Raw genomic sequence first — 23,519 nt, forward strand, 5'->3', positions numbered from 1 at the left:
GGGGCGGCTGCGCCGCCCCGAACCTAAAAGATTGAAACGGGTCAGCCCGGCGGCGGCTCACAAAAAAACTCAATCAACTCCTGGCTTCCCGGCCGACGCAACGCCCAAAAAAAACAAACACACCTTTAAAAAACTTCAATTTTCTAAATGATTTAAAATAAAAAAATCCGCTGCAAAGCGGATTCTTACTGTCTTGCGATTTGCTATTATTTTGACAGTTCGACAAAATATTTGTAAAACAACGGAATGGTTTCGATCCCTTTTAGGTAATTAAAGATACCAAAATGTTCGTTCGGCGAATGGATCGCGTCCGAATCGAGCCCGAATCCCATCATGATCGTCTTGCTTTTGAGCTCTTTCTCAAAAAGCGCCACTATCGGAATCGAACCGCCAGAACGAACCGGGATTGGCTTGACGCCAAAACTTTCGTGATACGCTTTTGCCGCGGCTTGATAGCCGATAGAGTCTGTCGGAGTCACGTAACCCTGTCCGCCGTGGTGAGGCGTGACTTTTACGGTTACTGATTTTGGCGCGATGGCCGTGAAATGTTTCGTGAACAATTCCGTGATTTCTTCCCAATCCTGATTCGGGACCAAACGCATCGAAATTTTAGCGAATGCTTTGCTTGCGATCACGGTTTTGGCGCCTTCTCCCGTGTAGCCGCCCCAAATTCCGTTTACGTCCAATGTCGGACGGATCGAATTGCGTTCGTTCGTGACGTATCCCGCCTCTCCGTGTATATCGTCTATGTCGAGCGCTTTCTTGTAATTCTCAAGCGAAAACGGCGCCTTTGCCATTTCGTCCCGCTCTTCGCGCGACAATTCCCCGACTTTGTCGTAAAATCCCGGAATCGTGATATGATTATTTTCGTCGTGAAGCGAGGCAATCATCTTGGCCAGGATGTTGATCGGATTCGCCACAGCGCCACCATAAAGCCCAGAGTGTAAATCGCGATTCGGGCCCGTGACTTCGACTTCGACGTAGCTCAATCCGCGCAAACCGGTTGTGATTGACGGTTGCTGGTTGGAAATCATTCCCGTATCGGAAATCAGGATGACATCATTTTTTAGTTTTTCCTGATTGCGTTCTACAAACCAGCCCAAACTTTTCGAGCCCACTTCTTCCTCGCCTTCAATCATGAATTTTACGTTGCAAGGAAGGGTGTTCGTCCGGACCATGTACTCCAAGGCTTTTACGTGCATGTACATCTGGCCTTTGTCGTCGCAGGCGCCACGCGCGAAGATCGCTCCTTCAGGATGTATTTCCGTTTTCTTGATGACGGGCTCAAAAGGAGGGGACGTCCACAAATCCATCGGATCTGGCGGTTGCACATCGTAGTGTCCGTAAACCAGGACGGTCGGCAGGTTTGGGTCGATGATTTTTTCGCCATATACAATCGGATAACCCGGCGTATCGCAAATCTCAACCTTGTCGCAACCCGCCTCCTCAAGGCTTTTTTTCACGGCTTCACTCATGTCGATAACATCTTGTGAGTAAGCGCTATCGGCCGAAACCGATGGTATTTTTAGTAATTCTATAAGTTCGCTGATGAATCTGTCCTTGTGCTGCTGCACGTAAGGTCGTATGTCGTCCATGAAGGATAAAATTGGTTAATCCCCAAATTTAGGAAAAACAATTAAATGAATTTTTTTGACAAAACCGTTTGAAAATATAATTCTATGTGTATATTTGCACCCACCAAAGCAGCAGTCATGTTGCGCCATCAACGCGGGTGTGGTGAAATTGGTAGACACGCCAGACTTAGGATCTGGTGCCGCAAGGTGTGTAGGTTCGAGTCCTATCACCCGCACAAAGCCTCTCAATCGGGAGGCTTTTTTTATTTCAATACTTTTTATTTTGGCGTTGCGGCGCACTGTTCTTTTCGATGATATTCAAATATGGTGATGCGCCGCCGGGCTGTCCGCTAAAGTCCTCGCGAAAATCGCGTGTTTGCATCCTATGATCGACTCAAGTTATCTAATGTTTTCCGCTGCCAGCTTCAGGATTTTCGCTGTGGGCTATCGCTTCCATCTCTAACGCGAATATTCGGAACCACAGTTTGTTAAAATGAAAATCGTATAACCGAGAATTGTTTTTGTGTAAATCGAATTAACAGTTGGGAACTACTTTTGTCTAAAAGTCAAGGAACCATGAAAACGCAGAATTTGATCCTAAAGTGTAATGAGAGCCAGATGCCTAACGAGAAGGATTTCAACGAGTTCGTCTTCAGGCAGCTCGACAATGCCAACGTGAACTATTGCGGGACGACCGCAACGGAGTGTAAGATAAATAGCCCGTCTAACGGGATTTTGCTGAACTTCCATTTCAAGCACCCATTCGAAATTGACGAAGAAAGCGCACTTGAAAAAGTTACCTGGGCATTCTACAAACGTCAGATTGAAAAAATAAATTCTAAAAAGGGAGAAATCGAGATATTTCTATCCTGATTGAAAGCCCGCAACGCAGCGGGCTTTTTTATGTCTCCGAAATCGCTGTTTTTGTAGAGATGCGCTTTAGTGTCTCCCCGGGTTTAACGCGTATTGTCCCAATTCCGCAATCCAAACCTACCGAATCCTTCTCGATGAAGTAATTGAGTTCGCATTCTATTCCCGCATTGCAGGTGATGTAGAATTGATGCAAATTGTGATCCTCGGAAAACATATAATCATTCCTTTCTTTTCTTTTCTTTTCTTTTCAAGCCATCGGTACACGTTCGCATCCCGCTTCGAATCGGTTAAACCTCTACGTAAAACGGGAGTTTTTTGTCTCCCATCGAAAGTTTCTCGAATCTCAATCGCGTCAAAATGCAACCGTTTTCTGTCGTAAATTACGTGTGACGAGACATAGTTCATGAAAGCAAGCGTTTAGACATTGAACACAATATTGGGCGGTTCCATTATGTGCGAAGCGTCTTCCGTCAAATACTTCCGTAACGTTGGAACGTTTTTGGACGGTAGCCGAAATCGCGGCCAACAGCACAAATAACCTTGCTATCACATTGAATCGTATAGAAATAGGTTAGGTATTTTGAGATCTTGCCCGACGCCTCCAATTATGAGAACACGATGCTTCCGAGCGCATCCGGCATTCTAACGTCCACGGATAGTCAAATCACTAATTGCCGACCGGTTATTTCATCTGGTTTCAAATGCGGACTATCTATTTGTTCTTCGCGATCCAGGCATCGATTTTCCTTTCGAGCAAAGCCAAAGGCATCACGCCACTTTCAAGGATTCTCGCGTGAAACTCGCGTATGTCGAATTTTTGACCCAACGCTTTCTCGGCTTTTTTGCGCAGCTCAATAATTTTGAGTTGTCCGATTTTATATGACGTAGCTTGCCCTGGCATCGCCATGTAGCGCTCGACTTCCATTACGATACCGTCGGCTGGTTCGGCTTCGTTCTCCATCTTGAACTGTATGGCTTGTTCACGCGTCCATCCTTTCCAATGCAATCCGGTGTCGACCACAAGCCTCGTGGCGCGCAGCATTTCACTTCCGAGCATTCCAAAATATTGGTAAGGATCGTTATAAAGTCCAAGTTCTTTTCCAAGACTTTCGGTGTACAACGCCCAACCTTCGCCCTCGGCCCCAAACCAGGCAAATTTCCTAAAATCGGGCAATTCCTTATTCTCCTGTTGAAGCGAAATCTGGAAGTGGTGACCAGGAATGGCTTCGTGAAGAAAAAGGTCTTCATCTGCGTAATAGTTATAATTCTTGACATCCGGAATCGGGACATAAAATATTCCGGGCCGCGAACCATCAGCCGCACCTTGGACATATTCCGCTGAAGCGCTTTTTTCGCGAAAAGCTTCCGTACGCCTGATCTCAAAAGGCGTTTTCGGCTGAAGCGAAAAGAATTTGTCCACGTTTGGTTCGATGATATTGTGGATGCGCTCGAAATTGGCAATTACTTCTTCGGGTTTCGAAAAGGGCTTCAGTTCCTTTTTCTCGCGTACATGGTTGAAAAATTCCTTGATGTCGCCTTTAAAACCGACCTGGGATTTGACCTTTTCCATTTCGGATTTAATTCGCGCAACTTCTTTCAATCCCAGTTCGTGGATCTCATCCGGCGTCATTTTCGTGGTTGTCCATTGCTTGGCGTAAACCCGGTAAATGTCGTTCCCGAAAGGCAAAGCGCCGTATCCGCTGGTGTTGCGCGAAGCCGGCAGGTATTCCTGTTTGAGGAAGTCGACGACCTGTTTGAATTTCGGCTCTAGTTGCTCTTTTATGGTTTTGGTGTAAGCGTCCGTTAGTTCTTTTTTTGTCGGCTCGGAAAGGTCTTTGGGAAGTGTTTTGATCGTTGTGTAAAAAAGATTGTCCTCGACCTTCGCGGTTATCATGTCTTCAAATTGAGGAATCACTTTGACGGTAAGCGATCTCGGTAGCACTACGCGTTGTTGCAGGCCTTTTTTCATGTAAACCAATGCGGAATCCATCCAAACCGAATACAATTCCATGCGCTTAAGAAAGTTGCGATAATCCTGCTCCGTCTTAAAAGGCTGTGCGGATTCGCCTCCGGCCAATTGTCCCATCGTCAGGTGCGTGCCGTAAAATTGGTTGATCGGCAAAAGGTTCGTCGGCGATTTCAATAAGTCCAAACCAATTTCGGTTTCCCATTTTATGATGTCGAAGCTGATTTTTTCTTCTGCCGAAAGCGACGTAGTGTCGGTCAACGCCAGTTCGGACTGGTACTTTTCGAAGAATTTTTTCTGCTCCGCCCGGTACGAATCCGTCATTTCAAAGACAAGCTGGTCGTTATACTGGCTTTGCCCGTTAAGCGTCGCATCGAGCGGATTCAATTTGTTTTTGTCGTCGAAGTAGTTTTTCGTCAATGTGGTGAAGTCCATCTGTTTGTCTTCCGATTTCTTACAACTTCCCAAAAGTACTGTCATCGCTATTGCAGCTACAATTTTTGTGGTCAATTTCTTCATTTTATCCGTGATAAACGCGCGAAGCGATGATTTTTCCGTTTTCTACCTCGAGGACCTCCGCGACGAGCAGGTCATCTTCGCCTTCGAGCTCGCGTACGTACTCCATAAAAACCTGTCGTTCATCTGCCGTTAGCGACGTTATTTTGTAAAACAGTGTCGGCAGCCTGTCGAACGCATCGCGCCACCAGCCCCGCATAGCCTCTTTTCCGGTTACCAATCCGTTGGTTTCCGGTTGTCGGATTTTTAACTTAGGGCTATAATGTTTCGCTTTATCGTGATACAGCGAAAGCAATCGCTCGAGATCTTTCGCGTTGAAAGCATCCATCCATTCAACGGCTATGTGTTCTACGGACATATTCGTATTATTTTGCGTAAAAATACGGATTTGTCGGCATCACGCCGCAGTTGATTCGGAATCCAACCACAAAAGTTCAGATAAGCATGGATTGGCCCGCATGATCAATTGCCATTTTTGCCGCTCTTTCCAAGTCAGGATTTCATCTGCACGCGACCTGGCAAGTGCCGGATTTCGAAATGCCTCGAAATAAATCAGGTGGACCGGCTGCATATCCTTTGAAAATGCGGAACACGCCGTTTGACGGTGCTCCTGAAGGGCTTCGGTGAGGTTTTCTGCGGCGCCAACGTAAAGATAAGTGCGCGAGGCGTTGGTCAGGATGTAAAGAAAAGCGAACTGCATGGCGTATATGTTTAGGTTAACAATTTACGCACATGCAGGTTGACGCAATTACAGATTTTCTGTACTTCTTGTTAAAATTTTGCGCGGCAGATATGAGTCTTGACGCCCGTAAATCCAGGAAGATAAAAGGTACAGGCGGCCGACGATATCCGGTAAGATAATTTAGGAGTTGCGTAAGTTGATCACTTCCTGTTCGGTCAAAAACCTCCAGTTTCCACGCGGCAGGTTCTTCTTCGTCAATCCGGCAAACGAGACGCGATCTATTTTCAATACGTTATAGTCGAATTTTTCAAAAATGGCACGCACTACCTTGACGTTCGAAGTTCGGAGCTTTAAGCCGATCTCGGTCTTCGGGCTTCCTTCCACATAGGTAATTTCATCGATGTACAAACGATGTTCGTCGAGCTGGACGCCTCCCGCGATCTTCTCGAGGTCTTCGAACTTTAAATTTCGGTCGAGCGAAACCTGGTAAATTTTGAATGACTTTTGGTTCGGCTTTCCAAATTTTACGACCATATCGCTATCGTTCGTAAAAAGTAAAAGTCCGGTAGTCGTTTTGTCCATGCGCCCGACCGGTTTCAAATTGCGGACTCCGCTCGCGTAAACGAGATCCAAAACGTTGTTCGCGCCTTTTTCCTCATCACCCGAAGTACTGAAATTCTTAGGTTTGTTGAGCAAGACGTATTCTTTGCGTTCGGGCGTTACCTGAACACCGTCAAAATTGACGACATCGCCGGGCTTTACCTGATAGCCCATTTCGGTAACCACGTTTCCATTGACTTTCACATTGCCGGACTGGATGTAGATGTCCGCATCGCGACGCGAGCACATGCCAGAGTTGGCGATGTATTTGTTCAAGCGGATTTCGTCCGGGTTTTTAGACGTCTTAGGCTTTGACGCAGGCGTCTCCTTTTTTGGCTTTTGGGTGCGTTTTGGCAAGGCAGGCTTGGCATCGCTACGATCGCTTTTCGCTCGGGTAGCGTCGCTCTTGGGCTTGGAGTAATTCGTGCGCCCGTCTTTTGAGCTGTTTTTAGCGAAGCGTTTGTTGTTTTGGTTCGGCTTGTCCATGCGGTAATTTTTTGCAAAGATACGCAAGGTTAAGGGTTTCGGTAACAACGATTCGCGATTTGTTGCTTGGAGCCAATCCCGCTGTGCGCTGCAATCTTTCTTGAAACGCGCGTTTTTGCGTCAAGCGCCGGTCGGCTTCCTTCGGTCGCCGCCGCCATTTGGCAAAAAACAGCGGGTTTCTTCAAAAGGATTTCCGCTTCCATCGGGGCTAGACCTTTGCTACAAAGCAGTCAAATCCAAAATCAATGACTGATAGGACAAAGTTGAAGAACAGATTGGGCAGTCGCTTTTTGTAATCCGAAATCAAATTTTTAGTTGATGCACTATCGCGCCCACCCATCGCAAATCTACACCAAAACCCAACACCTCCGCTACAGTTTTTCTATACGATTTCTTAATTCCAACGTCAAACCCGAAACCGAATCGCAAGCCCGGTTCGCAAAACATCGAATCCTCGCTTTCGCAACCGTCCGAAAACGAATTCTCAATCCGCGGCCAATTTTAGAGTCCAACTTTTCACGGATGATTTCAAAAAACCTTTCCTGATCCGAATCATCTCAGGCCAAGAGCCATCATTTCAAAACAACGGATACTGAATTACAAATGCCGAATAACGAACGTCGAAATTAAAGTCCGGACAACAGCATTCTTTTGCCATGCCACAAAACGCTCGGCTCGATCAACACGATGCAGAAAATACCGGCCACGATCACGAATTTCAGCCAGTTGTGAAGCGCCAGGAATTGCTTGCGCCTGTCGGAACGCCAAAGGAAAATAACAAAAAACAACAGGAAAGTCAGGCACAAATAAAAGTAAATGTCCATATAACCGACGTCGAACATCTCAATCAGCGCATAGACCGGAATGACGGTAAGCGTGCACAATAAAGTAATGATTTTTTTAGACGTGTTTTCCCCGTAAAGCACCGGAACCGTTTTGTAATCGGCAGCGAAATCGCCTCTCAGGTTTTCGAGATCCTTCGTCATTTCCCGTATCAGCAACAGCAAAAACAGGAAAGCGGCGTGCGCAATTATGATTTCGAGCTGGTTGGCCCGGAACATGCTGTTGGGATCGAGTTTTCCGAAATAGAGCAAAATTCCGAAGAACGGCGCAATTGCAAGCAAACAAGCGGTCAAATTCCCAATGATCGGATACTTTTTGAGTTTGTGCGAGTAAAACCAGATCACGAAAATATAGGCGGCATAAAACAACGCGACGCGCCAGGACACCATCCAGCCGACGAGAACGGCTGCAAAATTCGCCGAAAAATACACGTAAAGCTTCGTTTTCTGGCTGACGAGACGGTCGAGCATCGATTTGCGCGGACGGTTGATGAGATCCTTTTCTGAATCGTAAAAATTGTTGATGATATAACCCGAGGCGATCGCGATGGAAGACGCCAGGACGAGCAGGAATAGGTTGATGTCGAGCAATACCTTCAGCGCCGGCATCTCGGGCGGAGAAAGGATAAAAATGGCCGAGAGATATTGCGCCAGTGCGATTACGGGAATGTTGTAACCGCGAATCACCGAGAACATGCTCACGATTTTCTTGAAGAGCAATTTGTTCTTTCGGTTGAGCATCTTACCTATATTAAAGATTGAAAAATTTAAAGGTTAAAAGATTTCGACCTTGTTTTAGAATTGGTATACGACCTCCAATTTGTAGTCTTTCAATGCTTGTTTGGCTTTCTCGAGATCTTCGGTAAAGCCAAGAATGTAGCCGCCTCCGCCAGATCCGCAAAGTTTGAGATAATAATCGTTCGAATCGATGCCGTGCTGCCAGATTCCGTGGAACTGCTCAGGGATCATCGGTTTGAAATTGTTCAGCACCACCTTGGACAATTGTTTGGTGTTGGCAAAAAGCGATTTCATGTCACCTCCGAGAAAGTTTTCGACACAAAGGTCGGTATACTTGATGAACTGATTCTTGATCATCGCCCGGAAGCCCTTGTCTTTAAGGCTCTCCATAAAAATATTGACCATAGGCGCTGTTTCGCCCACGATTCCGGAGTCGAGCAAAAATACCGCTCCGTGACCCGTGGCTTTTTGGGCAGGAATCCCGGTAGCCTCAATATTGTCTTTGGAATTGATGAGGATCGGAATGCTCAAATACGAGTTCAAAGGGTCGAGACCTGAACTCTTACCGTGGAAAAACGATTCCATATGCCCGAAAATCGTCTTTAGCGTGAGCAATTTTTCACGCGTCAGGTTTTCGAGGACCGTAATTTTATTTTTGGCGTATTTGTCGTAGATCGCCGCCACCAAAGCACCGCTGGATCCAACGCCGTAACCTTGCGGAATCGACGAGTCGAAATACATGCCTTCGGCTATATCGCTGTGCAGTTTTTCGATCTCGAACTCAACCAGGTCCGGATGTTCCTTCTGGAGATTTTCGAGATAAAAAACAAAGCGGCTCAAACTCGCATTGGACGCCTTGGCCTCATCGGTCAATTCATCCGACACCTTGAGCGCTCCGTTGTAAAAATTGTATGGAATAGAAAGTCCTTTGGAATCTTTGATGATCCCGTATTCCCCGAAAAGGAGAATTTTGGAGTAGAAAAGCGGTCCTTTCATTTATCTTGATCTTAAGCCTAAAATGCGAACAAATTGGTTTACGGTGTAAAGTTACGCATTAAAACGTACCGAACTTTCAAAAGTTTTGTGCGCCTGAGCCAATCCGATCGCAAAGGTACTCCCCATTTTTACAATACGCAACCAATTCATCTTTAATAAATTGCAAAACTTTTTCTACAACGTTTTCAGGATAAAGCAGGTGGACGTTTGCGCCGGCGTCGAGTGTGAAGCAGACGGGAAGACCGGTTTCCCGCCTGAATTTCCAGATGCGGTTGATGATTTCGAGCGTATTGGGCTTCATCAGGATGAAATACGGGTTGGACGTCATCATCATCGCGTGCAAAGTGAGTGCTTCGCTTTCCACGATTGAAATGAAGTGCTCCAGGTCGCCGGAAACAAGCGCGTTCCTGATTTTGTCGAGGTTGGAATGAGCCTGCTCAAACCGGGTTTCGGCGAACGGATGCCCCGCCATCAATTCGTGGCCCACCGTGCTCGACACTTCCTTCTGGCCTTTTTCGACAAGCAAGATCGTATCCTGGAAATTCCGAAAGTCAGGATGGACGTCGAACGGAAATTCCACACCGAACAAGTCCGAACTCCCCGGAATCCCAGCGTGTTTTCCCCAAACGACGACTTCACCTTTTACGCTTCGGCACGCGCTTCCGGAACCCAAACGCGCCAGAAAAGACGCTTTCTTCCAAAAATGATCGTCGGAAATTTTCGGATCCAACGCTTTCTCCAGGCTCATCAAATTCACCGACAACGCCGCCATTCCAGACGCAGATGACGCAATCCCCGACGAATGAGGAAACGTATTTCGTGTATCGATCGTAAAATGGTACGCTTTCAAAAACGGGAGATAAATTTCTACGCGTTCGAAAAACTTGAGGATTTTAGGCTTGAAATCTTCTTTCGGCTGGCCTTCGAAAAGCAAATCGAACGAAAAGTTTCCGTCGTTGAGTCGTTTTTTGTATTCGAGTTTCGTGACCGTCTTGCACGTATCCAATGTAAAACTGACAGAAGGATTCGCAGGCAATTGCGGCTCGAACTTTCCCCAGTATTTGACAAGTGCGATGTTGCTCGGCGCGCTCCACTCGAAACTTCCTGATGCAACCGTCTCCGGATAATCCGATGGAATAAAATCAGTGTCTTTCGACATATAGTATTTTTTTTGCAAAGATAAAACAAGTTTTAGGGATTACACCCAAACCCGAACGCCATCAACTGAACCGGATTCCGTAACTTTAAACTTTAAACTTAAAACCTCAAACCCAACCTCGTGAACAAATATCTAAAAATCGCCATAATGGTCGCCACCTGCATCGGTGTCGGCTACATCTCCGGAGAAACCACTCGTGAAAGTGTCGACACTTGGTATACCACACTTCAAAAGCCGGTCTTCAATCCTCCCAATTGGATTTTTGCTCCCGTCTGGAGCACGCTTTACGTTTTTATGGGCATAGCCGCCGGACTCGTTTGGGCGCGTATCGACTTCGAAAAAGACGCGGTCAGGAAGGCGTTGACGTTCTTTTTTATCCAATTGGCGCTCAACGCACTTTGGTCGTATCTGTTTTTCGGGCTGCAAAACCCGATGATCGCCATGTTCGAGATCGTCCTCCTGTGGCTGATGATTTACGAAACCTGGCACAAGTTCAAAACAATCAACAAGTACGCTGGCTGGCTTTTCGTGCCTTACATTTTGTGGGTGAGTTTTGCTGCGGTACTAAACGCTTCCATCTGGTATTTGAATCGTTGATGTGGCGTGCCGGCGCCAGGGAATTTTAAGTTCCACGTCGGGTTTTGTTTACGCGCCGTCAGGCTGTCCGCTATATCTTTTGCTGCAAATCTCTAACGTTTCCGAAACCTTCGAGGCTTAGCAAAAGGATGCCGCTTCCATCCTTCACGCGGCAACAATCGCATATAATAAAAAATCCCCTCCAGGACTAGCCGGAGAGGATTTTCACATTAAAACGATATCGTCATTCCACAACGAGCTTGCGAACCTGGCGCTTGCCGTCCTGCGTGGTAATGTCAACGAGGTAAACGCCTTTCGCGAACGCCGAAATGTCCACATCGGCTTGTGGGCGCTGGCGTGCGTCGAAACGGGAGATCAACTTGCCTACTACGTCATAGACCGCGATCGAGCCCAACGCATCACTTCCGCCCGACACTTTTACGGTAAAGTGGCTGCGCGCCGGGTTCGGGTACAAAACCAGATCCGACTTGTCAAAATCCGGCTCTCCAAGCGAGTCATAAAAAATCGTGTTGAACGTATTGGTCGTGATCGGCAAATTAGAATCGAAGAAAATTTCCGCAGTATTCGGAATGATATCGCCGGCAACAAATCCCGGTTTTACCTTCACTTTAAAAAACACATAACCCTTCGATAACGCGTCATTTTCGAGCTGGCCGGGCAGCATGATGTAGTCGAACGTCCATTTCAGCAGGTTTTGCTTACGCTCCACGCTATAATTGTGGCTCGAGCTAAGCATTACGACGGTATTTTGATCCAGTTTGGAGTCGAGCGAATCTTCGATCAAAACCTGTATCGCGCTTGCTGTTCCCGTATTCTGGAAATAAATGGTATAATATAAATATTCGTTGGCGCTGAACGCATTGATGTCGATCATTTCGCCATGCGACTCAATGACCATATTGGGATCGTAGGAATTGACCACGACCTGCGGCATCGAAAACGTGTTATTCCCAGGATTGATGTCGCCTGAAGGGGCCGATGCAAAAACCGAATTGGTCAGGATGTCGTCGAGATTGACCGCCGGGGGAGCCGGAACCGAAAGCGTCACAACGAAGCTACGCGTCTCGTTCGGCTGCAAATCGTTAAAAGCATAAGTAAAGCCATCAGTTGTCGCCACTGCGCCGGGCTGGGAAATTTCCGTTATCGTCGTCAGCGCGTCTTTTACAAAAGTGATCTGTCCCGATGCAATTGCAACACCATCATTTTTGTAAACTATTTTATTCTGGTAAGCCAACCCGGGACGTGGAGGCGTCATTGCCGCTATCACGACCGAAACATCGTTGAAAGGTTGCGTGAGCGTAACAGGAAAAGCGACGGTTTGGGCACCGCTTCCAACCGCGATCGCCAAATCATCATACGAAGCGGGACACGCGTAATATGGGGCAAATTCCGGCTGGATCGAATAGGCGATGTCGTACGAGCTCGCAGGATTTTCATCGAACAGGCTGTAATTCCCGATCGGGCTGTAAACAGTCGAAGGCGCACCGGAATTGTTTTTGTCTATGCTGAACGAGCCGTTGGTAAATGCGGTTTCCCCATCGTCTTTTGTCCCATTCGCATTGGAATCGACAAAAGCCACAAGTTCCAATTTGTCGGTGCACTGCGGTGGGCCAAGGGTAAAACTTCCGGCTTCGATGAACACGGCGGAATCAAAGGCCGCGTCGGTGCGGTCGGCAATTACAAGTTTTATGTGGTAGGGCCGGTTGGGAACCAACGCAGACGAGGCCGTCATGACCGCGGTGAGTCCGTTGAAATTCGTTGCGGTCGTGTAATCGGGCGCTATCGAAAAATGCTCGAAATAACCTTCGTTGACAGAAGCGCAATCAGTATTGTGCTCCGAATCGCGTATCGTCACGACCGAAATAGGATCCTGCGTTCCCGGAACAACCGCGAGATTGGTCGTAATACCGGTTTCCTGGTCGGTCAATAAAAACGCGAAAGCATCGGCATACGTGCATTGAAACATGCCGTATTCTTCTGAGGCAAACAAAAAGTTGAAACTCATGAATTCGTTAAGCGCCACAAAGTCGAACTCCAGGGACGTGGCGTTTCTGCTTTGCAATTCCGAATTGACCGGCGCCCAGGCGTTGATTATCGTTTCAAGTTCCGCATCACCCGGCCAAATCTGGGCGCCGTCACTGAGCGAATTGATATTGGGGCCGGGAACGTTGGCGGCGTTTCCGGTGCTTAGCACGATTCCAGACGCCAGAGGGAAGTCGGGATTGGTATTGGTAAAAAAACCGATGCCGTTCGTAGAACCGAAATTGGTCCCCGTTACCGAGGTGACATTCGAAATCTGGAGGCAAGGGTTGCCGATGAGTACTTCGTTTACCAATTCTTCGCTGGTATAAAGTGTCGTGTTTACCGCTAACGGATGGGTGGGCGGCATAAGGGTATGGAACGATAATGGGCTGGAAGCCCCGCTTGTCGTGCCGTTTTCGCAAACCGACCTGACTGTTACCGTATAGGCGTGGTCGGCGGCAAGGCCCGTCAAAGTGAAGGTCGTTTCATCAGACACGATGGCGGTTCCGCCGATGGCCGGCAAAACTTCGATCACCCATTCGGAAGTATCGCCCTGAGGCGTCCAGCTCAATGTGGCACTTTCGGAAGTTATGTCGAAAACGTTGAGATCGGAAGGAGGAAGGCAGGTGACGTTCCCGCAGGTGACGTTGGCGATCCAACCGCTGCTGGTTTGGTAGGCGTCACTTCGGAACACGAACGTAAGGCAGCCGTCCGCACTAGTGGAAGTGAAAGGACCCGGAATTTCGGTTCCCCAGAACGCTCCTGGCAAACCGCCGGGAACAAATCCCGAACCGTTGACGCTCGCCATTTGCGGCATTGTAGAGTTAGCTCCGTTAAACACATAAAGACCGTCGAATTGAGGCTCGGTATCGAATGTTTCAAATGTCACGGTCACCATGTCGCCGGGATTTTCGGGGCAAATGGTCACCGTTTCGTTTGAGTTCAGGAGGTAATCGGACGTTTCTCCGTTATCCAAAAATGTCCCTCCGCACTGGGCTTGGGAAATGGAATGGGTAAGGATAACGAAAAACAAGTAGAGTAGTTGTTTTTTCATTCGCGTAGTTGTTTGTTGCGGTAAATTTATTGATTTACAATTTGTTAAACAACAGTTAATTTCGGTATAACTAAAAAATCCCCCAAAAGAGTGGAGGAGTTTTGGATGCGTAGTCAAAGCGTTATCGGACTGATAGCTTTTTGGTAATTTTTCGGCCGTTAGACATTTGGACACAAACTGCATACAAGCCGCTCGACCATCCGGAAACGTCTATCGCAGCATATCCTCGAGGTTGGGTCACCTCCAAAATCTTATGCCCAAATACGTCAAAAACCGTTATTTTTTCAGGCGAATGGGTTTCTGAAAATTTCAAGCGCACTGATTTTGAAGCCGGATTCGGGTATAGCACAAAATCGGATGCGGTGTTTTCGCCAACCGATAACGCCTCGACAAATTCAGTCGTGAACGTATCGGTAACGATCGCCGGATTCGTGTCGAAGTAGATTTCGGCCGTGTTCGGAATCACATCCCCGACTGCAAATCCGGAGTGAACCTTCACTTTATAGGTGATCCAACCCTGGCTCAACAAGTCATTTTCCGATTGCCAGGTCAGGTTGATGTCGTCAAAGTAAAACGACAATTCGTTGTGCACCTGTTTCACGTAATAATCGTGGCTCGAGCCGACGATCCTGAAACTGTTCGAGTTCAATTGTCCGTCGAGGGCGTTGTCGATCCTGATGTCGAGTGCCGCCGCGGTTCCCGTATTCTGGAAGCGAATGGTGTAAAACAGGTAATCATCTTCCGAAAACGTATCGATGTCTATTTTCGGGCCTCGCCTTTCCATGATATCGTTCGGGTCGTAAGAATTTACCGCGAGCATCGAAAGCGCGTAGGAGTTATTATCGGCATTGATATCACCTGACATCGAGGATAACGTCGCGGAAGTCGTGAGCAGGTCGCCTGAATTCACTGTCGGCATTGGCGGAATGGTAGCGGTCACGATGTAATCAACATGGGAATTGGCCCCGACGTTGACCGAAGCCTCGAAGCCCGAATTGTCAATCGTCCCGGACGGCGTTACACCCATCACAGTGGTCAGCGGCGCTTTTGAATAGTTCAGCGTGGCCGAAGCGGGCGCCGAGCCGGAATTCGCGACTCTTATCGTCTGGTGATAAGCCATCCCGACGCGCGCTTCCGAGCTGGCAATCGTCACGGACAAATCCGTATAGGGCGCGAGGACGCTGATCGGAAAATACAACGTCGTGATACCGGAATACGTAGAAGGTATGATGTCGACGTAAGGCATTCCTAAATAAGCGAAATAAGCAAAATATTCAGGTAAAACGAAATAATGGACTTCGTAGGATGCATCCGGGTCGTCCGCGATCCAGGCCGCAAAGCCTGAAGGCGACGCGAACTCCGCGATGACATTTGAAGATTGTACCAACCCGAATTTTCCGTGTCCGAAAGACGCTTCGCCATTGTCAAAGACGCCGTTCTGATTCTCGTCTACGAACGCTTTGAGCACAATCGTCGGAGCCGCATTCCCCGTGTTGAGCGTCAACGGGCCTTCCCACATGCTTTTGCCGTTGGCCTCGCTCGAACATACCGATCGTACATAAAAATCATAGCAGGTTTGAGGCGACAGGTTTACGACTTCAAACGTTTGGGAAGAAGTCGCTGTTCCGGACGTCGAATAACTCGGTGGAACGTCGCCGCACGGAGCGAAATACACCTCCCAATTTTCGGCGAACGCCAGTTCATTCCAGTTGAGTAAGGCGGTGTTGCCCGACGCAACGCCCTGCAGATCAGTCGGTTTGATGCAATTGGCTGGAGGGCCGCACGAAATGTCTGCTTTCCATCCAGGTGAATTTGAGTTGGCGTCGCTCCGGAACTGGAACGTGAGGCAACCGTCCGGACTGGAAGAGCTAAACGGGCCCGGAATCGTATTTCCCCAATAACCGCCTGGAAGTCCGCCTGGAACGTTGCCGGCATTGTTCGTACTTGCAATCAAGGGACTTACCTGGGAATTCCCGTCAAACACGTAAAGCGCGTCAAATCCGACTTCCGTATCGAACTCAAGAAAATTGGCCGACACTACGTCCCCTGGATTTTCAGGACACATCGTAATGACGTAATTGGAGTTGGGGAAGTAATTTCCCGTCGGCCCGCCTTCGTCATACCAAGTATTTCCACAACCATAACTCATTTTATAGAATGGCCCGAACGCACGCCAGTCGCTGTTCGAACCAGGACATATTCCCCTTACATAGGCCATGTACGGAACGTCGTTTTGCAACGGTTGGGCGGAAGGCTGTGAGGTTTGCGTCAGGAAAATGGAGTTTTGGGAAACGGCGAACGGTGTTCCCGCATTCGGGTCGAACGTCGTCCCTGCCGCTACTACGTGTACTTCAAAGCCGGACGCGAGTTGTGGATTCGGCCACGACAACGAGCCGTTTGCGCTATATTGGAAACTACTTGGGCTAATCGTCCAGCAGTCTTCCAAAATACTGATGTCGTCCAACAGGATCTCGCCGGCCAAACTTCCGTTGAGCTGCGTATACATCCGACGGAAAACCACGTAAACCGGCTCAGCCGACAATCCAATCTGCAAACTTCTGTCGTAGTAAACATTGTTCGGATAAGGCGTAGTGTCAAAAAAGGTTACGCTGGAAAATGTCGACGGATTGTCGATATCCGCAGTGGCCGGCAACGTAAATACCGCAAACGAACTATTCGCGGAATGTTTGATCTTGAACCTGAGCAGCGCGTTAGGCGGCAGGTTTACCAGCGGAGATACCAAAACATCCATAGAAGATTGGCCCATCGTCGTCGCTTCGGCAGGTAAATGAGCGGCGTTTGGAGTCGAGCTTGGGGCTTGGGAGGTGTTCAACGTCCACTTTTGGGCCGTCGCCGTATTCAAGATTTTCCAGGTTCCGGACGGCAATGCCCAGGAGTTGCCGACAGGAGCCGTAACCGACGCTTCGTCGAAATTCTCGAGGAATTGTGCGCGAAGCGAGAGTGCCGTCAGCAATAAAAAAGCAAGTAGAATTCGTTTCATGTATGTTGTTTTCTCAAATGTAAACAGATACATAAACGGTTGAACGTTAACCGATAGCTTTAGCTAAAATAAATCCTCCGGTCCAGGCATTTTGGAAATTGAAGCCTCCCGTAATAGCGTCGATGTTCAAAATCTCACCCGCGAAATACAGGTTCGGAAACAACTTGCTTTGCATCGTCTTAAAATTGACTTCCCTGAGATCGATGCCGCCGGCTGTTACGAATTCTTCCTTGAACGTGCTTTTCCCGTTGACGCTGAATTTGGATTCCGTAAGTTCCTTGGCCAGGTTGACCAGTTGATTTTTGGTAAGGTCGGCCCATTTCATTTCAAGCGGGATTCCCGATGCCAGCACGAGGCTTTCCCAAAGGCGGTTCGGGAACTCGAAAGGGGACCTGGACGTTACCGTTTTCTTTGGCTGATGCTGTTTGAGATCGCGCAGGATGTGTTCTGCCTCCTCAATGGTTACCGAATCAAGCCAATTCACCGTAATGCCGAACTGATAGTTTTTTTGGGCCAGGATACGTGCGCCCCATGCCGATAGTTTGAGGATCGCCGGTCCGCTCATGCCCCAATGCGTTACGAGCAGCGGTCCTCTCGATTCGAGTTTGGAGCCGTTGACTTTTACCGATGCGTGGGCCGAAACGCCAGGCAGGTTTTTAATCCTGTCGTCTTTGATATTGAAGGTAAATAGGGAAGGCACCGGTTCGACGATGGAATGCCCCAAGGCTTGCAACATCTCCCACATTTTGGGATTGCTCCCCGAGGCAATGACCAGTTTGGGAGCGGAGAATTGCTCGTGCTGCGTTTCGACTTTCCAATAATCCCCACCGTTGTAAATCGACTGTACGCTTTGTCCGGTCAATACTTCTACTTTGCTTTTTCGAGCGGCCTCGACAAAACAATCGATTATCGTTTGGGACGAGTCCGATGCGGGAAACATGCGGCCGTCTTCTTCTATTTTGAGCGCGACGCCATGTTCTTCGAACCACGCAATCGTGTCGCCTGAACAAAAGGTATGGAACGGGCCGCGCAATTCTTTTTCGCCTCTTGGATAAAACTTCACGAGTTCGTTCGGGTCGAAACACGCATGGGTCACATTGCAACGGCCGCCGCCGGAGATGCGTACTTTGGTAAGCACGTCTTTGCCGCGTTCGAGAATGGCGATTTTAAGGTTCGGATGGGATTCGGCGATATTGATCGCGGCAAAAAATCCGGAGGCACCGCCGCCAATTATCAAGAGGTCGTATCGTTTCATATCCGGTCGGGGAAATCGGTGATGATGCCGTCGACACCGAGTGATTTTATTCGCGAAATATCTTCAGGCATGTTGACTGTCCAGGCGTATAATCGCATATTTTCATTTTTTATTTTTTTGACGGAATTCTCGTCGAGCAAGTGGAAATACGGGTGGAACGTTTCGGCGGCTATCGACCTGGCAAACCCGATGGCAAGATCAAGATCGGTCTCGGTAAGCACACCAAGCGGAATTCCCGGATTCCACGACCGGATTTCCTTTAGCGCCGCCCAGTCGAAAGACGAGATAAGGAAACGATCGTAATCCCATCGGTAATCTGAAGCGAAACGCTCCACCAACTCCGTGACAGGACGCGCAGCCGTGGCCACTTTCAACTCAATGTTGACCATCGCCCGCCCGTCGACAAAGCGCAAAACCTCCTCAAGCGTCGGAACGCCGTGCACTTTATCGACACGGAGCTTCCGGATGTCGGCCAACTGCATTTCGGCAATTCTTCCGGAAACGCCTGTCAATCGTTCCGTGTGTTCGTCGTGAAAAACGACAATTTCACCATCGGACGATAAAAAAACGTCGAGTTCTATTCCGTCGACGCCCAATTCCAACGCCTTTTCAAAGGCCGCGATCGTATTTTCAGGAACATGGCCTTTGGCGCCGCGGTGCGCGATGACTTGCATAGTTATTTTTTGCAAAGGTACACTATCGGTCGGATCTTGACAGGTCAGAAAAGCGATAATAGTGTAATGTTAAACGTGACAAATTGTATAACAACCGTGGCATTATCTGTAAACTGCACAATGTTTATAGCAGGTAATTTTGCTCAAAACAAATGCAAAATGAAAAATCAACTCACGACATTGGCTTTGAATCTGCTGATTTCCGAGAGATTTCTGAGACGGTCGGAACTTGCCCGATATATGAAAGAGACGGTGCAAAGCGAAACGGATCTGTCGGCCGTGGGAGAAATTTTTAAGAAACATTATTTTCGCCATATCGACAGATGCGTCGAGAATCCTAACTGTTCGAGCCGTGCCATTCTCTTCGCGCTTTCAGACTTTTGGAACGTCCACTTCCGGACGAGGATCAATGCGCCGTTGGCCGCGGCCTGAAAGTTACCTTTGGCTGAATCGGTGTAACGCTGTTTCCACGTCGGGCGCAAAATTGATGAGGTTCCCTTTATTGCTTTCCCTTATGAAATCGTCGAGACTGTCGCTGTTGTATTTCGCGAAATACCCGACGATCGTCAGTCCCATGCGGTAATTGGAGAATTTCTGCAGCATGTCGCCGGCCATCTTGGTTTTGAGGTCGAAAAAATCCGGATTGATCGTTGCTTCGTGTACGATGATCCTGTCAAATTGCTGGTAATACAAATCGACCAGTAATTCCAAGCCGTCGGCGGCGTTTCGTATCAGCAGGCCGTCGGAGTGCACTTCGGCCACTTTGAGATTGTTTACGATATGTTCGTGAATGTTCATATGTGGGAATTTATCGGGTCAACGGTAATGGGCGTAGAACGTGTTTCGGAAAATGCCATCGGGATCATATTTATCCTTAAGCGCAAAAAAAGCGTCGGCTTGCGGATATATCTTGCGGAACGTGTTTCGGTCAACGTGAAGCCGATACGGCAGGTAGTACGTTCCGTCATTTTCGATCGCGAGCCTTACGAGCGTTTGCGTAAGCCGGCGCATCGCATTTTCCTGATCCCGCGTCTTCTTTTGGTTAAAAAGGAACACGAATCCAAACACATTTTCTCGCGCGTACGGCATAAAACTGTCCTCGTCTTGGTAGACATTCCGGATCGTGATATTGATCAGGTCGATATCGGAATCCGGCAGGACCGATTTCAATTGTTGCACATAGCGGTTAAAACGACGCTCGGGAATGAAATATTCCTGTAGAATATCGGTTGAACCGAGGTTCTTGTTCTCGATCAGGCTCACGTCGTCATTGAGGATCTCGTTGCGCGAAATGTTGGCGTCGGCCGTGAATTCCCCGAGATTGGTTTCCAAATCCCACCGTAGCCGTTTGCCGTATTCGCTGTCCACTGAACTGCGAAAAACAAGCCGTTTGACCTCGGTCGTCTTAAATGCATCATGCTTTGGTTTTCGCATTAAAGGCTTTCCCGTCGAGCGGAAGACGTTCAGCGTCGCATTTTGCAGGAATTCCTTGTCGGATATATTAAGCCGGCCAAAGACCAGTTTGGCGTTTCGATCGCCCGAAGCATATTTCTTAAAATACGTCAGATAATCCTTCGCATCGAGTTTGTACCGCGTAAAGCTCATGTTTTCGTTATCGACGACGCGCAATTTTACGTCGAGAATGATACCGAAAAGCCCGTATCCGCCTACCACGCAGCGAAAGAGTTCCGCATTTTCGCTTCGGCTGCAATTGACGATTTCTCCATCAGATTTCAGCAGTGTGAAAGATATGACGCTGGACGAGACCGGTGGCGAATCTTTTTGCCAGCCGTGCCCGTTGACGCTTATCGATCCGCCTATCGAAAACGTACTGAAAGCCTGCATCACCGCAATCGATTTGTCGAACTTGTCGAGGTAATTGATCGCGTCTTCCCATCGCGCGCCCGAACCGATAGTCAGCACGTTGCTTGCCGAATCGAATTCGATGTGGTCGTACGGGCGCATATTGAGCACGATTCCATCGGGAAACATCGTGTGCCCGCCCATCGAGTGTTGCGCGCCTGCTATGGAGATCGGCTTGTTTTTGGCCTTTGCATACGCAACGAGGCTTCTGATCTGCAGCAGCAGGCTATCTTTTGATTTTGCTATATCGATGACGGAGTCGACTTTGGTAAGGTTCAGCTCGCTTGCGTCGTTTGCGTAACCGCTTGGAACGGAAAGTTTGTGGCCATCTTCTGAAAGCGCAGTTCTTACGATGAACGCAATAGGGAACGACAGGAACAACAGCAAAATCCCGATTCCGGTGAGTGCGATTTTTTTGCGCCGCATTTTCATCAAACTTATTTCCTCTCGAGCAAAACTACCGAAAACGGCGTATCAAGCGTCACTTCTCCAAATTTCACGATCACGTCCTTGCCGGAATACGCGTCCCTCAATTGGGTGTTGTCCTTAAAAACGGACGATACTTTAAGGCGTTTCGGGCCCATCGGCAAATCCAGACCGACCACGACGCGATCCTCGAGATCATCGCGCTCGATGCCACGACTGAACACATAAGGTTTAGCCGAAATCCGCGTATGGACTCCCGCTCCGATGGCAGGATGTTTCTGACGGAATTTTCCAAGCTTTTGCCAATGTTGCAAGACATCTGCTTTGTCTTTGTTCGACGGGATCTCGTTCCAGTTCATGAACGAACGCAGCGTCGCATCGCCTTGGGCGCCTTCAATAATAAGTGGGCGTGCGGTTTCGTCCCCGTAATAAACCTGGGAAATCCCCGGAGAAAGCAACAATTTCGTCCCCGCCTCCTGGCTTTTGAGGCGCTTGTTGTCGAATGGATTGCCATCGTCGTGGGACGCCAGGTAATTCAGAACGGTAAAGCCTTCGAGCGTGTTGTTGAGCTTGTCGGAATATTTCGAGAAAATAAAGTCGTAGTCTTTTTCGGCATCCCAACGGAACTCAAAATTGATGAGGCCATTGAAGCCGTTGTCGAAATAATTGACTTTCCGATCGCCGAAATTGTAGTCTTTTCCGCCCGAAATCCCGTATCCGTAAACTTCCCCTACGGTAAAAAAGTCGTTGGAATCCAATACTTTTTCAGGATTTTTTTGCTTCCATTCGGCGAATGCGATGTTGCATTGGGACTTGAATTCGCCCCAAACTTTTTCCTGGGTGTGCTTCACTGTGTCGGCCCGATAACCGTCTATCCCAAAATCGCGGATATAGTCCGTGAGCCATTTGATGATATAGAAACGCGGGGCCCTCGGATATCCCGTCTTGCGGAAAAATTCATCGAGCTCCTTGATTTCCTGTTCGTATCGTCCTTCGGCTTTCCACTTGTCGATGAGGTGTTGCGGAAGCTGCACTTCGGCATCGCTCTCGGTCAGAATGTCCGGCAAATTCTTGACAAGCGTACAGGCTGTGGTAGAATCGAATGTTTTGTAATCGCATTGAGGGCCGGTACGAACCCAATCCTGGGGCCATACCTGGTCTTTGTCCGTGACGGGGCCGGTGTGGTTGATAACGGCGTCGAGCAACACCCGGATCCCGTGACTGTGCGCCACTTCAACGAGTTCTTTGAGGTCTTTGTCGGTTCCGAAATTCGGGTCGATCTTCGTCCAGTCTTTTGTCCAGTAGCCGTGAAAGCCATAGGTCGCGCCCTGTCCTTCGTCGACGAATCCGTGGACCTGCTCCACGATTGGCGTCAGCCAGATTGCGTTGATGCCGAGCCTGTCAAAGTAACCTTCTTCGATTTTTTGGGTAATTCCCTTGATGTCGCCTCCTTCGAAACCGCGCAATTTTCCGGTTTCGCGATCGCGTGCGAAGTTCACATCGTTGGAGCGGTTACCGTTGTTGAAGCGGTCGACGAGCAAAAAGTATAGATTGGCACCTTCCCAAACGAAAGGCGTTTTTTGTTTGGTCGCGGATGGTGTGGCGGATGTTTGCGCCTCGGCGGTCTGGATCATAAAAAGAGTCGCGAGGATTGCGTGTGCCAGAATTTTATTCATGCTTGTGTCGGTTTCCTCGCGCGGGCCAAGGTAAGATAGGGGAGGCGGGAGGGCGTTAGTTTATTTTGGGTAAAATTTACGGATTTTCCACGAAAGTCGCCTCATTTGGAAGTTTCAGCCCGGAATCTTTTCGATCAGGATTTCGCGATCGTGGCTATCGAAATACGCGCACGTCAGCTTTTCGATGTCGACCGTCCATTTGCTGACGCCCGATCGAGCCGATTGCTCGCAAAACGTCGAATAGTCGGAAAGGCCCTGTTGATGCGCTTTGAGGTCAGATAGGAAACGGTCACGATCGACGACTGTTGCGATTTCAAGATTCGGATACTTGGGTCCCGCTGAAACCGAAAAACCGTCGTTTCCGAAATAGTTCGCGCTTCCGTCGCGGACGGCGATCGTGTAGGAAGCCACGCCGAGCTGTTCGATCTCGCGTAGGTAAGCGGGAAAATCGGCTCCTGACTTTACTTTGGAATGGGCAGATTGTATTTGGTCGATCGTGAACATATAATTTCGTTTTTT

Annotated in this window: 19 protein-coding genes and 1 tRNA gene; 4 read left to right on the forward strand and 16 right to left on the reverse strand. The window is 48.5% G+C overall.

The window, feature by feature from the left end; all coding sequences use genetic code 11:
- Nucleotides 1–206: 206 nt before the first annotated feature.
- Complete coding sequence (locus HC229_RS11300) at nt 207–1,595, reverse strand: dipeptidase (protein WP_191020601.1); 1,389 nt, start codon at nt 1,593–1,595, stop codon at nt 207–209.
- Between the two features lie 133 nt (nt 1,596–1,728).
- On the opposite strand from HC229_RS11300, the gene HC229_RS11305 reads away from it, so the two are divergent.
- Nucleotides 1,729–1,810, forward strand: a tRNA-Leu gene (locus HC229_RS11305).
- Nucleotides 1,811–2,150: 340 nt separating this feature from the next.
- Entirely contained in the window at nt 2,151–2,447 is a 297-nt protein-coding gene (locus HC229_RS11310) for a hypothetical protein (protein ID WP_191020602.1), read from the forward strand.
- 712 nt (nt 2,448–3,159) lie between these two features.
- Here HC229_RS11310 and HC229_RS11315 read toward each other — a convergent pair.
- The 7 genes from HC229_RS11315 to HC229_RS11345 form a co-directional block, all read right to left on the reverse strand.
- Nucleotides 3,160–4,932, reverse strand: a complete 1,773-nt coding sequence (locus HC229_RS11315) for a DUF885 domain-containing protein (RefSeq protein ID WP_191020603.1) — start codon at nt 4,930–4,932, stop codon at nt 3,160–3,162.
- A 1-nt stretch (nt 4,933) separates the two neighbouring features.
- Nucleotides 4,934–5,287, reverse strand: coding sequence for a nuclear transport factor 2 family protein (locus tag HC229_RS11320; RefSeq protein WP_191020604.1), 354 nt, complete (start codon nt 5,285–5,287; stop codon nt 4,934–4,936).
- Between the two features lie 39 nt (nt 5,288–5,326).
- The gene (locus HC229_RS11325) at nt 5,327–5,629 is read right to left on the reverse strand and encodes a GIY-YIG nuclease family protein (RefSeq protein WP_191020605.1); all 303 of its coding nucleotides are present in this window, start codon (nt 5,627–5,629) and stop codon (nt 5,327–5,329) included.
- A 162-nt stretch (nt 5,630–5,791) separates the two neighbouring features.
- Nucleotides 5,792–6,697 carry a pseudouridine synthase gene (locus tag HC229_RS11330; protein WP_191020606.1) on the reverse strand — a complete coding sequence of 302 codons (906 nt, stop codon included), beginning with the start codon at nt 6,695–6,697 and terminating at the stop codon, nt 5,792–5,794.
- Nucleotides 6,698–7,323: 626 nt separating this feature from the next.
- Nucleotides 7,324–8,280 carry a geranylgeranylglycerol-phosphate geranylgeranyltransferase gene (locus tag HC229_RS11335; RefSeq protein WP_191020607.1) on the reverse strand — a complete coding sequence of 319 codons (957 nt, stop codon included), beginning with the start codon at nt 8,278–8,280 and terminating at the stop codon, nt 7,324–7,326.
- 54 nt (nt 8,281–8,334) lie between these two features.
- On the reverse strand, nt 8,335–9,273 hold the full coding sequence (locus HC229_RS11340) for a mevalonate kinase family protein (protein ID WP_191020608.1): 939 nt from the start codon (nt 9,271–9,273) through the stop codon (nt 8,335–8,337).
- 76 nt (nt 9,274–9,349) lie between these two features.
- Complete coding sequence (locus HC229_RS11345) at nt 9,350–10,432, reverse strand: diphosphomevalonate/mevalonate 3,5-bisphosphate decarboxylase family protein (RefSeq protein ID WP_191020609.1); 1,083 nt, start codon at nt 10,430–10,432, stop codon at nt 9,350–9,352.
- Between the two features lie 120 nt (nt 10,433–10,552).
- Here HC229_RS11345 and HC229_RS11350 point away from each other — a divergent pair, with 120 nt between their 5' ends.
- Complete coding sequence (locus tag HC229_RS11350) at nt 10,553–11,029, forward strand: TspO/MBR family protein (RefSeq protein WP_191020610.1); 477 nt, start codon at nt 10,553–10,555, stop codon at nt 11,027–11,029.
- A gap of 223 nt (nt 11,030–11,252) precedes the next feature.
- On the opposite strand, the gene HC229_RS11355 is transcribed toward HC229_RS11350, so the two are convergent.
- The 4 genes from HC229_RS11355 to HC229_RS11370 form a co-directional block, all read right to left on the reverse strand.
- Nucleotides 11,253–14,105, reverse strand: a complete 2,853-nt coding sequence (locus HC229_RS11355; RefSeq protein WP_191020611.1) for a choice-of-anchor L domain-containing protein — start codon at nt 14,103–14,105, stop codon at nt 11,253–11,255.
- A gap of 121 nt (nt 14,106–14,226) precedes the next feature.
- On the reverse strand, nt 14,227–17,106 hold the full coding sequence (locus HC229_RS11360; protein ID WP_191020612.1) for a DUF7619 domain-containing protein: 2,880 nt from the start codon (nt 17,104–17,106) through the stop codon (nt 14,227–14,229).
- A 46-nt stretch (nt 17,107–17,152) separates the two neighbouring features.
- The gene (locus HC229_RS11365; protein WP_191020613.1) at nt 17,153–18,361 is read right to left on the reverse strand and encodes a BaiN/RdsA family NAD(P)/FAD-dependent oxidoreductase; all 1,209 of its coding nucleotides are present in this window, start codon (nt 18,359–18,361) and stop codon (nt 17,153–17,155) included.
- The gene (locus HC229_RS11370) at nt 18,358–19,035 is read right to left on the reverse strand and encodes a glycerophosphodiester phosphodiesterase (protein ID WP_191020614.1); all 678 of its coding nucleotides are present in this window, start codon (nt 19,033–19,035) and stop codon (nt 18,358–18,360) included. The genes HC229_RS11365 and HC229_RS11370 overlap by 4 nt, the downstream gene beginning before the upstream one ends.
- A 159-nt stretch (nt 19,036–19,194) precedes the next feature.
- Here HC229_RS11370 and HC229_RS11375 point away from each other — a divergent pair, with 159 nt between their 5' ends.
- Nucleotides 19,195–19,467: a hypothetical protein gene (locus HC229_RS11375; RefSeq protein WP_191020615.1), complete on the forward strand. Its 273-nt coding sequence runs from the start codon at nt 19,195–19,197 to the stop codon at nt 19,465–19,467.
- Nucleotides 19,468–19,470: 3 nt separating this feature from the next.
- On the opposite strand, the gene HC229_RS11380 is transcribed toward HC229_RS11375, so the two are convergent.
- The 4 genes from HC229_RS11380 to HC229_RS11395 form a co-directional block, all read right to left on the reverse strand.
- A complete protein-coding gene (locus HC229_RS11380) occupies nt 19,471–19,833 on the reverse strand; it encodes a DUF4180 domain-containing protein (RefSeq protein ID WP_191020616.1) in 363 nt (120 codons plus the stop codon).
- A gap of 18 nt (nt 19,834–19,851) precedes the next feature.
- Nucleotides 19,852–21,324, reverse strand: coding sequence for an FAD-binding oxidoreductase (locus tag HC229_RS11385; RefSeq protein ID WP_223845592.1), 1,473 nt, complete (start codon nt 21,322–21,324; stop codon nt 19,852–19,854).
- A gap of 11 nt (nt 21,325–21,335) precedes the next feature.
- On the reverse strand, nt 21,336–23,000 hold the full coding sequence (locus HC229_RS11390) for an alpha-amylase family glycosyl hydrolase (RefSeq protein ID WP_191020618.1): 1,665 nt from the start codon (nt 22,998–23,000) through the stop codon (nt 21,336–21,338).
- A 114-nt stretch (nt 23,001–23,114) separates the two neighbouring features.
- The gene (locus HC229_RS11395; RefSeq protein ID WP_191020619.1) at nt 23,115–23,504 is read right to left on the reverse strand and encodes a DUF1398 domain-containing protein; all 390 of its coding nucleotides are present in this window, start codon (nt 23,502–23,504) and stop codon (nt 23,115–23,117) included.
- Between the last annotated feature and the right edge of the window lie 15 nt (nt 23,505–23,519).

It is taken from the genome of Flavobacterium selenitireducens, assembly GCF_014748335.1.
Lineage (GTDB): Bacteria > Bacteroidota > Bacteroidia > Flavobacteriales > Flavobacteriaceae > Flavobacterium > Flavobacterium selenitireducens.

Excerpts from the sequence above, each read along its gene's own strand:
- HC229_RS11355 (WP_191020611.1), bottom strand. The coding sequence starts at position 14,105 with ATGAAAAAACAACTACTCTACTTGTTTTTCGTTATCCTTACCCATTCC.
- HC229_RS11360 (WP_191020612.1), bottom strand. The coding sequence starts at position 17,106 with ATGAAACGAATTCTACTTGCTTTTTTATTGCTGACGGCACTCTCGCTT.
- HC229_RS11375 (WP_191020615.1), top strand. The coding sequence starts at position 19,195 with ATGAAAAATCAACTCACGACATTGGCTTTGAATCTGCTGATTTCCGAG.
- HC229_RS11365 (WP_191020613.1), bottom strand. The coding sequence starts at position 18,361 with ATGAAACGATACGACCTCTTGATAATTGGCGGCGGTGCCTCCGGATTT.
- HC229_RS11325 (WP_191020605.1), bottom strand. The coding sequence starts at position 5,629 with ATGCAGTTCGCTTTTCTTTACATCCTGACCAACGCCTCGCGCACTTAT.
- HC229_RS11395 (WP_191020619.1), bottom strand. The coding sequence starts at position 23,504 with ATGTTCACGATCGACCAAATACAATCTGCCCATTCCAAAGTAAAGTCA.
- HC229_RS11385 (WP_223845592.1), bottom strand. The coding sequence starts at position 21,324 with ATGCGGCGCAAAAAAATCGCACTCACCGGAATCGGGATTTTGCTGTTG.
- HC229_RS11340 (WP_191020608.1), bottom strand. The coding sequence starts at position 9,273 with ATGAAAGGACCGCTTTTCTACTCCAAAATTCTCCTTTTCGGGGAATAC.
- HC229_RS11300 (WP_191020601.1), bottom strand. The coding sequence starts at position 1,595 with ATGGACGACATACGACCTTACGTGCAGCAGCACAAGGACAGATTCATC.
- HC229_RS11370 (WP_191020614.1), bottom strand. The coding sequence starts at position 19,035 with ATGCAAGTCATCGCGCACCGCGGCGCCAAAGGCCATGTTCCTGAAAAT.
- HC229_RS11380 (WP_191020616.1), bottom strand. The coding sequence starts at position 19,833 with ATGAACATTCACGAACATATCGTAAACAATCTCAAAGTGGCCGAAGTG.
- HC229_RS11320 (WP_191020604.1), bottom strand. The coding sequence starts at position 5,287 with ATGTCCGTAGAACACATAGCCGTTGAATGGATGGATGCTTTCAACGCG.
- HC229_RS11315 (WP_191020603.1), bottom strand. The coding sequence starts at position 4,932 with ATGAAGAAATTGACCACAAAAATTGTAGCTGCAATAGCGATGACAGTA.
- HC229_RS11330 (WP_191020606.1), bottom strand. The coding sequence starts at position 6,697 with ATGGACAAGCCGAACCAAAACAACAAACGCTTCGCTAAAAACAGCTCA.
- HC229_RS11335 (WP_191020607.1), bottom strand. The coding sequence starts at position 8,280 with ATGCTCAACCGAAAGAACAAATTGCTCTTCAAGAAAATCGTGAGCATG.
- HC229_RS11390 (WP_191020618.1), bottom strand. The coding sequence starts at position 23,000 with ATGAATAAAATTCTGGCACACGCAATCCTCGCGACTCTTTTTATGATC.
- HC229_RS11310 (WP_191020602.1), top strand. The coding sequence starts at position 2,151 with ATGAAAACGCAGAATTTGATCCTAAAGTGTAATGAGAGCCAGATGCCT.
- HC229_RS11345 (WP_191020609.1), bottom strand. The coding sequence starts at position 10,432 with ATGTCGAAAGACACTGATTTTATTCCATCGGATTATCCGGAGACGGTT.